General features: G+C 33.4%; 15 protein-coding genes and 1 pseudogene. All 16 read right to left on the bottom strand.

The features are described 5' to 3' along the window. Positions 1-328 precede the first annotated feature (328 nt). The 16 genes and pseudogenes from V7056_RS18885 to V7056_RS18810 all read right to left on the bottom strand — a co-directional run bounded on the left by V7056_RS18885 (position 329) and on the right by V7056_RS18810 (position 11,114). A pseudogene (locus V7056_RS18885) lies at positions 329-608 on the bottom strand (gas vesicle protein). 8 nt (positions 609-616) lie between these two features. Further along, complete coding sequence (locus V7056_RS18880) at positions 617-901, bottom strand: gas vesicle protein K (RefSeq protein ID WP_499703939.1); 285 nt, start codon at positions 899-901, stop codon at positions 617-619. After that, positions 852-1,079 carry a gas vesicle protein gene (locus V7056_RS18875; RefSeq protein WP_499703938.1) on the bottom strand — a complete coding sequence of 76 codons (228 nt, stop codon included), beginning with the start codon at positions 1,077-1,079 and terminating at the stop codon, positions 852-854. Before V7056_RS18875 ends, V7056_RS18880 begins: the two co-directional genes overlap by 50 nt. Beyond that, positions 1,076-1,882, bottom strand: coding sequence for a GvpL/GvpF family gas vesicle protein (locus tag V7056_RS18870; RefSeq protein ID WP_499703937.1), 807 nt, complete (start codon positions 1,880-1,882; stop codon positions 1,076-1,078). Before V7056_RS18870 ends, V7056_RS18875 begins: the two co-directional genes overlap by 4 nt. Then, complete coding sequence (locus V7056_RS18865) at positions 1,879-2,115, bottom strand: gas vesicle protein GvpG (protein ID WP_499703936.1); 237 nt, start codon at positions 2,113-2,115, stop codon at positions 1,879-1,881. Before V7056_RS18865 ends, V7056_RS18870 begins: the two co-directional genes overlap by 4 nt. Then, positions 2,112-2,864: a GvpL/GvpF family gas vesicle protein gene (locus V7056_RS18860; protein WP_499703935.1), complete on the bottom strand. Its 753-nt coding sequence runs from the start codon at positions 2,862-2,864 to the stop codon at positions 2,112-2,114. Before V7056_RS18860 ends, V7056_RS18865 begins: the two co-directional genes overlap by 4 nt. Then, entirely contained in the window at positions 2,865-3,770 is a 906-nt protein-coding gene (gene gvpN / locus V7056_RS18855; protein ID WP_499703934.1) for a gas vesicle protein GvpN, read from the bottom strand. Beyond that, the gene (gene gvpO, locus V7056_RS18850; protein WP_499703933.1) at positions 3,760-4,020 is read right to left on the bottom strand and encodes a gas vesicle protein GvpO; all 261 of its coding nucleotides are present in this window, start codon (positions 4,018-4,020) and stop codon (positions 3,760-3,762) included. Before gvpO ends, gvpN begins: the two co-directional genes overlap by 11 nt. A 59-nt stretch (positions 4,021-4,079) precedes the next feature. After that, positions 4,080-4,298: a gas vesicle protein GvpJ gene (gene gvpJ, locus V7056_RS18845; RefSeq protein ID WP_499703932.1), complete on the bottom strand. Its 219-nt coding sequence runs from the start codon at positions 4,296-4,298 to the stop codon at positions 4,080-4,082. A gap of 273 nt (positions 4,299-4,571) precedes the next feature. Beyond that, positions 4,572-4,703: a hypothetical protein gene (locus V7056_RS18840; protein ID WP_499703931.1), complete on the bottom strand. Its 132-nt coding sequence runs from the start codon at positions 4,701-4,703 to the stop codon at positions 4,572-4,574. 132 nt (positions 4,704-4,835) lie between these two features. Then, a complete protein-coding gene (locus V7056_RS18835; protein WP_499703930.1) occupies positions 4,836-5,114 on the bottom strand; it encodes a hypothetical protein in 279 nt (92 codons plus the stop codon). Positions 5,115-5,438: 324 nt separating this feature from the next. Continuing rightward, positions 5,439-6,467: a Gfo/Idh/MocA family protein gene (locus V7056_RS18830; RefSeq protein WP_499703929.1), complete on the bottom strand. Its 1,029-nt coding sequence runs from the start codon at positions 6,465-6,467 to the stop codon at positions 5,439-5,441. A gap of 15 nt (positions 6,468-6,482) precedes the next feature. After that, positions 6,483-7,457, bottom strand: a complete 975-nt coding sequence (locus tag V7056_RS18825) for an ABC transporter permease (RefSeq protein WP_499703928.1) — start codon at positions 7,455-7,457, stop codon at positions 6,483-6,485. Then, positions 7,450-8,964 carry a sugar ABC transporter ATP-binding protein gene (locus tag V7056_RS18820; protein WP_499703927.1) on the bottom strand — a complete coding sequence of 505 codons (1,515 nt, stop codon included), beginning with the start codon at positions 8,962-8,964 and terminating at the stop codon, positions 7,450-7,452. Before V7056_RS18820 ends, V7056_RS18825 begins: the two co-directional genes overlap by 8 nt. 76 nt (positions 8,965-9,040) lie before the next feature. Beyond that, the gene (locus V7056_RS18815; RefSeq protein WP_499703926.1) at positions 9,041-10,012 is read right to left on the bottom strand and encodes a substrate-binding domain-containing protein; all 972 of its coding nucleotides are present in this window, start codon (positions 10,010-10,012) and stop codon (positions 9,041-9,043) included. Positions 10,013-10,124: 112 nt separating this feature from the next. Beyond that, complete coding sequence (locus tag V7056_RS18810; protein WP_499703925.1) at positions 10,125-11,114, bottom strand: LacI family DNA-binding transcriptional regulator; 990 nt, start codon at positions 11,112-11,114, stop codon at positions 10,125-10,127. Positions 11,115-11,414 lie beyond the last annotated feature (300 nt).

The raw sequence follows: 11,414 nt of genomic DNA, 5'->3' as shown, positions 1-11,414 counted from the left end.
TGTATATGAGACTGACAAACTACTCTTTATCCTAAATATGACCTTATAAATCTAAATTTCATCGCTATATAAGAAAGATAATACTTTTTTCAGATGTGAGAGAACGTCAACTATTTAAAGCAACATGTTCCATTATAGTATTTCATTATTGTATTGATATTATCTTGATATTTCATTTTCTTTAAATTATGTTTCAATTACAATACTGGAAAGGTGCTATTTAAATGAAAATAGGTAGCGTCACGTAGTAATGAAGTTTTATATGCTAAAGTCTTCCAATCACCTGAAAATGTGTATAACATAAAAAAAACTAGGCTTTTTGCCTAGTCTAGTCATTTTCTTGTATACCAAGTTTTTCTTCTATTCGATTAATCCGCTCATTCAAAAGCTTACCTTTTGCATGAGAAGAAAAATACGGATCGTCCTGCCACCAATCCAATCTCCATCGCCTTATCTATTGAAGCGACAATCAGTCGAATTTTTATCGTGAGTAATTCAACATCTGCCAAGGCAATTTTAATATCTCCTGCAATGACTATCCCTTTATCTAAAATTTTCTCTAATATTTCTAATATGTTAGTAGACTGCGCCGAATGCTGCATGGATATCTCCTTTCTTACATTAAATTTCCTAACGGACCAAGATCAATGTTTAAATCTTTTCCTTCAAGGCCAAAAACAACCTTTAATTCTTCCATTTTTACTTCTAAATTCATTAGTGCAGTTCCGAGTGTTTCAATTTCTTCTTCTGTAAGAGTACCGCCTTCTACTCGTTTAATAGCTTGTCTTTCTATTAGTTGACGAAGCAATTCCAGAATCGTAAGAACTAGCTGGGCCAGTCCCTGCTCTACATCATTCGGATTCATGTTGATTCGTTCCGCTAACCCATGATTCACATCCATTACTATTCCCCCTTACTTTCATAACGGATTCTACAGCTGTCACAAACAAACGAAGGTTCACATATACCAAGTCAATGTTTGCAATAGAAATAATAAGATCACCTGCAATAACGATTCCTTTATCTAAAACACCGTCTAAAATATCTAAAATCGTGATATTGTAATTTTTATTTTTCATACAGTTCTATCATCCAAGCTAGCAAAGTGATAGAATGGCCAAGGACCTGATAATTCGATAGAAATTCCTTTTTCTTCATACATTTGCACAAACTCGTTTATAAGCTCTTCAAATCTCTGAATCTTTTCTATTGGAACGAGGGCGGTGCTATTATAGATCATATCCATGTTTTTCCCCGTTGCATTACGACTCCAATTTTCTCTTGTTTTATTGCCAACCGTTTCTTTTAGGAGCAAGTTTTCCAAGTTTTGTGAAAGCAAAAGCAACTCATTTTGTGCTTCTATCTCAATCATTTGACCTTGTTTTTTCTTCATGAAAAATTGCTTTCCCGGTGGAAGATGTTTTAAGTCATCTTTCATTATTTTTATTACATTGCTATGTTCCTCAAAATGCTTAAAAAATCGTGATTTCTCATAATACATTTTTACGTTCCATTCTTCTTTTTCCTTTAAATTATCAAAAAGTGTAACGATATCGGTTTGCTTCTGCATTATATCCTCTCTTAGTTTTTCGACACATGAATATATCGTACAAAACTTAGTAGGGAGAAATAGATAGTTTTTTGAGTATGCTACAATCGTCTCATGATGATGCATCGCTTGTTTGTGGATCCATTTTGGATCCTTCATCTTAACTTGTAACACTGGCTCAGCAAATTCTTCATCTGTTAAACGACAGAATACTACAGATACTTCTTCAAAAGTTTCAATACAAGTATTGAGTTTATCTATTCCTTTTACAGCGCGAAAAGGTGTTTGCTTCAATTGTATTGTCGGTAGCAAACCGTATAAATAGATGCTCATATGTCCACCTCCCTTTCTTTAGTTTTTGCTAATTGATATCGTTGAAGAAGCTCTTCTTCTTGTTGTTCGTATAGGTTAAGTGGGATTTCACCTAATTCATACATCATTTGAAGTCGAATCAATTGTTTCTCAATCGCTTGTGTGTCATAAAAAACACGATCTGCTTCTTCTTTTATTTTTTCACCTAATAAGATGACTGATTTGATAGGGAAAACCAATGCTTTAAAAATCACAATTTATCACCTGCTTTTATATTTAATTGAATGAAGTTGTAAGCAGGCCATGGCCCTGAATATTTAAAATCTACTTTGTCCTTCCATAATTCATAAAGCTCATTTACTTTTTCATCAAATATTTGTTCCTGTTGAAGGTCAATCAAAAATGCCGCATTAAGAAGCATCGTTTCGTATATAGGAGGGTTTGATTTAGACGCATTTGCTAGTTTAGAGAGCTCGGAAAATATTTCATTGTGTATATGGTGTTGCAGTGCATAAAAAATATTTGCTGTTTTTTCTCCAAGTTTTATTTTGTCATAAAATGCTGCTTCTTTCTCTCGGTTTATTTTTGCCTTTAATTTTTGTATGTCCTCATTCTTTTGTATTTGTTCTTCGAGCCATTCCTTATGAGCAATTATTTTTAAACCAACTTCAATTTTATTTGTTATTTTTTGAAAAATCGTTTTCAGTTCGATATACATTTTTTCTAATAATAATTGAGACTCTTCCGACGATGAGAGTACATTACTAAAACTCATTGGAATAACAGGAAATTGTTTCATGACCAAAGATACAACTCCTTGATGTGCTAGTACATTTGCGCGGGTAGGAAGGTATTCTTGCCGGGGAACATTTGCAACAATCATAACAATATCTTGAAAACGGATAGTATACAGTTTTGTTTCTATACCTTCCCAATTTATGAAACCAAAATCAGGATCATCCTTTGATTGGATGATACAAAATAGATAAACTCCTTTTCTCAATTAATTTCCCTCCAAGTGTTGTTCTATCGTTTTTACAATCAATCGTCTTGCCTGAGAGATAGTTTGGACTTGACCAGATTCCGTGAGAAGCAACCAAAAGATATCTACACATATTTCCTGAAATTCTTGATTTTGAATGGTGATCGGAATATTATTTTGTTTCGCAATAGTGGCAAGTTTGATGGATGCTCGTAGACTAAGAGGATGAGAAGTACTGAATTGATTACGTAATATTTGCACTAGTTTTACGATATAAAGACTATCCATTTCTGAAATTCCAGTTCTTTGTGAAAGAATAGCACACTCTGTTTTCATATCCATTTCTTCTAATTGAATGGTAATCAGCCGGTCAAGCAATGCATCTTGTGCATCAAACACGCCAACATACTCTTTTGGATTGCTGATAAAAATTGCACAAAAGTTAGGATGAACTGGCAAAAAAGATTCTTTCTTTTTCATCCCATATAGCGGGATAATTCTTTCTTCTAAAATCGATAAGAATAGAGTATTCGTTTCTGGATGTGAGCGGTTGAATTCATCATAAATCAATGTAAATCCTTTTGTAGCAGCTTCAATTAAATGGCCATTTATCCATGTTTCTTTAATGGTTTCTTCCTTTTTGTATACGGAGTGAATGTAGTTATCAATAATTTTTTTATTGCTGAACCCATTAAAACTCCCCAGTAAATCCATATTAGACATTTCATGATTACCATGGAGTAATACAAAAGGTCTTTCCATTTGTTTGGCAATATGCAAGGCAAGTGATGTTTTTCCTGTACCGGGGGGACCTATCAGATGGACAGAAAATCCGGATTGTAAATATGAAAGAACCCTATTTGTTAAGCCATGTAAGTAAGGAGATAATATATAGTTTTTTTCCAGATTAACCACCTTAGCTATCAATTATTGCGCTTCTAGCACGCAATGATTTTCTTTGAAATGATTCAACTTCTAATTCTTGACTAAGTCTAACAGAATAAACTCCAACTAATTCATCTTTGGCATGAGCTTTCATATATTCCTTTTCTTCAATAACTTCGACGGTAATCTCCCAGCCTTTTTCATGAAACTGGACATTTGTAATTCTATGAACTGGTCGGATATGCTGTCCAAAAAATGTTTTAACTACTTCTAATACTGTAATAATGATCATTATTGCCTCCCTGGTATCAAAAAGTAGACCAAAGCAATAATGCCTTGGCCCCTAATTACTTAAGCAACCACTTCTTCTTCTTTTAGTAGTCCAACTGCTTCTGCATACCGTAACCAAGTATCAACACTTGCAATGACAATTCGAGCTTCAATTGCCAAAAGCTCAATACCGACAAGCGATACTCTTACAAAAGCATCAATAACAATACCTTTATCAAGAATACGGTCGATTACTTCAGCTAGACTGGAAGAATCTACACTTTTTTGAATGGAAGCCATCATATATCCCCCCTCTCAAAAAAATAAAAAAATGATAGAAAATGAGAATATAGCTTCCTTTTCGATAGATTTCCTATCCCTTTCTCTCTATACTATGGGACAAGCATTGATGTGGTGATAGGCCAAGACATTAACTTCCTAACTCATTACTACTTTCTATTAAAATAGTTGTATCTAAACTTACTAATAGAATTAGATATATAAATAAAAAAAGAGTAGATACATGATCTACTCTAGTTTAAGGAGCAAACGTAACCACCTTAAATTTTAATTCTACAAGCCTAAAATCGTTGCAATAGCTTGTAGAATTGCATTTTGCTCTTCTGGAGTACCAAGCAATACTGCTAAAAGTAATGCAACTAGAAGAACAATTACGATAAGGATTGTTACAACATTAATGTTCATATTCCCCCCCTCCTCTCTATCTAAAATATGATAGATAAGGGGTTGTCCCTTATAGTAGACAAGATATGCAAAATAAATAGAATTGAATAGATAGATATCATAGTCAAAAAGTAGTGATTTTTGTCATAATATTTATTTCTTGAATTTTGAAAACCAACTTTTTTGTTGGTTAATAGATTCAATAGAATTCTTTATTTCTTGTATTTCATGAATTAATAATGTAAGCTGAGTCTCTCTTTCTATCAATTGTTTTTCCAGTTGTTCGATACGTTGAATTAATGAATTGTTCACGTTACTAGTATTAATACTATTTCCGATGTTAGGATTATTTTTTTTCAAATCGTTAATAACACCTGTTAGATCCGTATCTTTAAGTAGATTCGTTACAAGCCCTAAAATATCATTATTCATAGAGTCACTTCCTTTCAATAGTGTGATAGAATATGATATTCAAGTAGTTACGGACTTGCCTCAAAAATAAACTACTAAACAATGAAAAATGTGTTTCTATCTATTATTTCCTACTTGTAAGGGTTCTATCATTTTAGAAAACTAATATTTATATGTGAGTTTTAGAAATATTATAAAAATTGATAATGATTGGAAAGCAAAAAAGCATGAAATTTTTTAAATTCCATGCTTTTTTCTATTTTATAAAGATGCTTTTCAATATTTGTGTGAATGTAAAACTTTGACCTGATTATCATCAGACAGTAGATTATGCTCCTATAGTACTTATATCGTAACTACACTATTTGTTTCAGCTGATTCAATAATACCTAATATTACTTTTAGTGAAGAAAGGGCATCTTCACCTGTCACAAGTGGGTCCTCATTAAGCTGTATACATTTAATAAAAGCATCAATTACACCACTCGATGTTTGATTATCATTTGTTTGAATCGTTTCAAGTTGATAATTAACCTTCTCCCCATCTTTTGTAATGACCTCTATTTGATAATCATTACTATTGTATATTTTGATAATCCCTTTTTCACAATAAATAATCGTACTATTGTCTTCTTCTCCATAATAAGTCCATGAGAACGATGCTGTACCTAAACGTCCTTTTTTGGTTTTTAAACTACATACAATATTATCGCATACCTCGATTGGTTCTCCGTTTTCATTGACTTTATCTAGTGATCCCAGAAATGCACTAACCATTGCGATTTCGTCATCAAGTAAGTAATGGATTAAATCAACTTTATGAATACCTAAATCTCCAGCAACCCCCAGTCCTGAACGCTCTTTTTTAAAGAACCAGGTTGAATTTGATTTATTTACACCCCATTGTTCTGGTCCCGCGTGTCCAAAAGTCGTTCTAAAGGTGAGAACTTTTCCTAATACTTTAGATTGGATGATTTCTTTTGCTTTTTGATGTGCACGTGTAAAGCGTTGATTATGATCTACCATCAATTTTTTCCCAGATAACTTTTGGGCGTCTACTATTTCCTTAGCATGTTCAATTGTAAGAGAAATCGGCTTTTCACATAATACATGCTTTCCGTTTAGCAAAGCTTTTGTAGTAAATACATGATGCTGTTCATTGGAGGAACAATCACTAATCACATCTATAGAAGGATCCGCTAATAATTCTTCTACAGAATTAACTGTCCGTCCTTCAAACATGTTCGCTAAATTTTTTGCTCGCTCGATATTTCGATCATAGAATACGATTTCATTTACAGAATTATTGGCTTTATATTCAGGGGCATGACGAAATTTAGCAATTGAACCACATCCGATAATACCTACTTTCATATTTAGCTACCCCTCCTATTCTTTCTTTTGGAAAACCACTGCAATGATGATGATTAAACCTTTTACAAATCCTTGTAGATGAGGAGAGACATTCATTAAATTCATCATATTATTTAAGATACCTAAAATTAAAACACCAAAAAATGTTCCGATAATCTTCCCACGGCCACCAGTCATTCTTGTACCACCAATGATAACTGCAGTGATTGCATCTAATTCATATTGAACTCCTGTACTAGAAGAAGAAACAGAATTTAGTCGAGATGCTTCAATGATTGCGGCTACACTGACTAATAAGCCTGCCAAACTATAAACGCCGATTTTAACGCGGTCGACTCTTATAGCTGACAGAAGTGCAGCTTTTTCGTTACTACCAATTGCATACACATATCGTCCGAATCGAGTCTTGTGCATCAATATAAAAACAAGGGCTGTCATTACGAAGAAAATAATAATTGGGTAATCGATCATTCCTAAATTATTATTTGCGATTGCAGTGAATCCAGTTACTTTTCCAGAAATGCTACCGCCTTCAGTAATATACAAGGCGATTGAACGAGCAGCCGCCATCATCCCTAATGTTGCAATGAATGAAGCAATTCTTCCTTTTGCAACCATTAATCCATTTAAAAATCCAGCAAATAGACCTACTAAAAGTGCAGTTAGGATCGCTACAAATATACTACCAGTAGCATTTAAAGCTAACACCGTACAAACACCAACTAATACTAGTACTGAGCCTACGGATAAGTCGATTCCACCTGAAAGCATGACAATCGTCATTCCTAATGCAACAATCCCAATAATTGAAACTTGCATTAAAATATTGAGTTGGTTATTCATATCAATAAATCTTGGATTGATAATCGATGCTGCGATAAAAATGATTAAAAAAGCAATAATAACGCTGTACTCCGACCAAAGCCAAGAGAGGCGATTTTTTGCGTTTGATGTTTGAGGATTTTTCTCGTTTAATACTACATTAGCCAATTTTTTCGACCTCCCTTTTCGATCCAGTTGCATAACTCATAATTTCATCTTCAGTCGCTTCTTCTCCATTGAATCGTGCAGTTATTTCTCCTTGATACATCACATTAATGTTATGACAAATCTTTAATACCTCTGGAGCTTCTGATGAAAGAATGACAATAGCTTTACCTTGTTCAGCTAATGAAACGATATGTTGATAAATTTCTTGTTTAGCTCCAACATCAATTCCTTGAGTTGGGTTATCAAAAATGATAATATCTGTATTTACTTCAAGCCATTTAGCAATAATCACTTTTTGTTGATTCCCACCACTTAACTTGTCAATTGTAATCCGTGGATTGTGTACTTTTATGTTTAATTGATTCTTATAATATTCGAATTTCTCCTTTTCAAGCTTTTCTTGGATGAACCCTGCATTTTCAAAATGCCCAATTGAAGAAAGACTCATATTATGAATGACACTTAAATCTTTTATGATCGCATTTTCTTTTCGATCTTTCGGAACAAGTCCCATACCTGCTACTAATGCTTTACGTGGATGATCTATTTTTACCAACTGGTTATTGATCCGAATCTCACCAGTGTATTTTTTTCGATAGCCAAATAAGCTTTCAAAAAGTTCAGTTCTACCATCACCTGCTAGACCAGTAAAACCTAAAATTTCTCCCTTACGAACTGAAAAATTTATATCATTAAATAGTCTTTGACTGGTTAGGTTTTTAACTTCCAATAATATTGGACCAAATGTCCTGTTTTGGACGATTCGATCTTCTGAAATAGATTTTCCTACCATAAGTTTCGTGATTGAATCTAAGTTTTCATTTTCAATACTACCAGTTCCAACAACTTCACCATCACGTAAGACCGTATAACGGTCGCAGATTTCTTTAATTTCTTTAAGTTTATGGGAAATATAAATAATAGAAACACCAGAATTCTTTAGGTTTTTCATTAGGTCAAATAATCGATTTACTTCATGTTCTGCTAAAGATGCTGTAGGTTCATCCATAATAATTAGAGTGGATTTATGTAATAGTGCCTTTGATATTTCTATCAATTGTTTATAGGAGGTATCAAAATTTCTAACATATTCTTTAGGATTGATGTCAACGCCTAGTTTTGCTAATATCTCACTAGTTTTGCTGCACATCTCTTCTACTTTTAAAAAACCTATTTTGTTGCGAAGTTCAGAACCTAAAAACATATTTTCATAGACTCTTAGATCGGAGACTACATTTAATTCTTGGTGAATAAAGCTTATTCCATGTTCCTGAGATATTCTTGGATTTATCATTTTACGATCGATTCCATTTATATGAATTGATCCCTTATCCGGTTGATGAACGCCACCAAGAATATTCATTAATGTTGATTTTCCCGCTCCATTTTCACCTAATAATGCATGAATTTCACCTTTCTCAACTTGAAATGAAACATTTTTTAATACCGGGATACCGTTAAATGATTTTTCAATACTGTTCATTGTCATTAAAGGATTCGTAGACATGGCATGATCCCTCCTTTATAGGAAAATAGGAAATACAATATCTGTATCGACAATTATTGTATTTCCTCTCGATTATTTAGAATTTAGAATCTGGGTTATAGTACTCTTCAACATTATCTTTTGTAACTTGAGTTGCTTCTTTTACGATTATATTTTCTTCTGGGTCATTACCTTGCGCGATATCTGCTGCAATTTTTACCGCGTCAGCGACCATCGTTGGAGAATATAGGAATGTTGCTGTAATTAAACCATCTTCCTTCATGTTATCAAATACAGCCTTACCACCGCCGGCACCTGTAATGAATTTGATATCTTTGCGTCCTGCTTCTTTAATTGCTTGTAGTACACCTAGTGCCATACCATCATCTTGAGTGAAAACTGCATCAATATGTGGGTGGGCTTGTAAAATGTTTTGCATTACTTCTAAAGATTTTTCAGTAGAAAAGTCGCCACTTTGAGAAGCGATTACGTCTATGCCACCAGCTGACTCCATTGCTTCTTTAAAACCAGAACCTCGTTGCTCTGTAACAGAACTTGGTGGCCCTGTAATTTCAACTACTTTTCCTTTGCCATTTAACTTTTCAACAAAGTATTTACCAGCGTTAACGCCAATCCCTTCATTGTCTCCTTTTACAACAACAGTCGCAGCATCATTTTCTAACTCGCGATCTACAATGACTAAAGGAATACCAGCATCTTTTATCTTTTGACCAACTGGAGTAAGTGCAGCAGACTCAATTGGAAGCATGACAATAACATCTACATCTTGTGCTATTAAATCATCAACATCATTTGCTTGCTTATTTGGATCTGTTGCATTGGTCATTACATACTCAATACCATCACTCTCTTTTAGTTCCTTTGCTTGCTTTTCAGCACTATCAATTAATGCACCCATCCAACCATGTGTTGCAGATGGTAAAGAAATACCGATTTTTAACTTATCGTCTTCTTTTCCACCAACACTACTGCCTTTATCATTACAAGCTACCAACCCAAATACTGTTACTAAAGACATTCCAGCCACTAGTAATTTTCTCAAAACCATTCACCCCTTAGTATTTGTTTAATAAACTCCCCTTTTATGTAATCGATTACATTTAAGGTCAGCGCTCTACTATTAACCTCTTTTAATAACAGAGCGCTGACCTTAAATCGATTTAACCCGATGTAGACTCACGAATCACTAATTCATGATCTAATATGATACTTTCAACTTTTTCACCCTTGATCTGATCGATTAACATTTTCGCTGCAACAGTTCCCATTTTATGCATTGGTTGTGAAATCGTAGTTAGAGTAGGATTTGTCATATTTGAAAAATCAATTTTATCAAAACCCACTACTGCAATATCATTTGGAACATGAAGTCCATTACTGTTGATTTCTTTTAATGCGCCAATAGCTAAAAGGTCAGATACTGCAAAGACCGCAGTAGGTCGATCTTCTATGTTTAAAATTTTTTTCATTGCCTGCTGGCCGTATTCGAATCCTAAATGCTGTGTATGAATGATATATTCATCCTTTACGGTAATCCCATGCTCTTCTAGTGCTTTTTGATAGCCTTTTTTACGTTGTCTTGCATATAAATATTTTTCATCAGAATTCATTAGTGCAATTTTTGAGTGACCTATTTTAATTAAATGTTTCACTGCTCGATAAGAAGCTTCCTCATTATCGATTGTTACATAAGGAATGCCACTGTCCTCTCCATATTCACTACATTGAATAATGGCATGATTTTCTGCTAGTTTTTTTAATGTGTCTACATTAACAGCAGGATCCATTGAGATAATCCCATCTGCCATCTTTTTCCTAACTAGGTCAAAATAAATATTCTCTTTCTCTGGATTTGAATCCGTTTCACAAAGTAAAATATTATAATTTTGGCTGATCGCAATATTTTCAATACCTTTGATAATGTCCAAATAAAATGGGTTTGAGATCGTAGGAATTAAAATTAAGATAATTCGACTTTCGGAGTTTCTTAAATTTCTCCCTAACATACTTGGTTCATAATTTAATTTATGAATGGCTTCTTCTACTTTAATTCTTGTTTTAGAGGAAACTGTGTTCTGTCCGTTTAATACTCTTGAAACTGTTGCTACAGAAACTCCTGCTTGTTTAGCAACCTGTTGGATGTTTGCCATCTTTTTATCCTACTTTCTGTAAAATCACTGTAAATAATCTTCTGAAATCGATTACATTTTTATGTTAATATGTTCTGAATTATCTGTCAATAAAATATTTTAAACTAAATAAAACTATTGATTTACGTGGAAAATTTATATATGTTAGAAATGTAACGGATTACATAACAGTATATTCTGATAATTATAATTAAGGAGGGATTTTGATTGAAATTAGGTGTCTTTACAGTTTTATTCTCCGATCAAAGTTTTGATGACATGTTAAGGTATGTTTCTACTAAAGGTGTAGAGGCTATTGAG

This window comes from Bacillus sp. JJ664, assembly GCF_036962205.1.
In the GTDB taxonomy this organism is placed as follows: Bacteria; Bacillota; Bacilli; order Bacillales; family Bacillaceae_G; genus Gottfriedia.
This window is presented reverse-complemented; position numbering and strand designations above follow the sequence as displayed.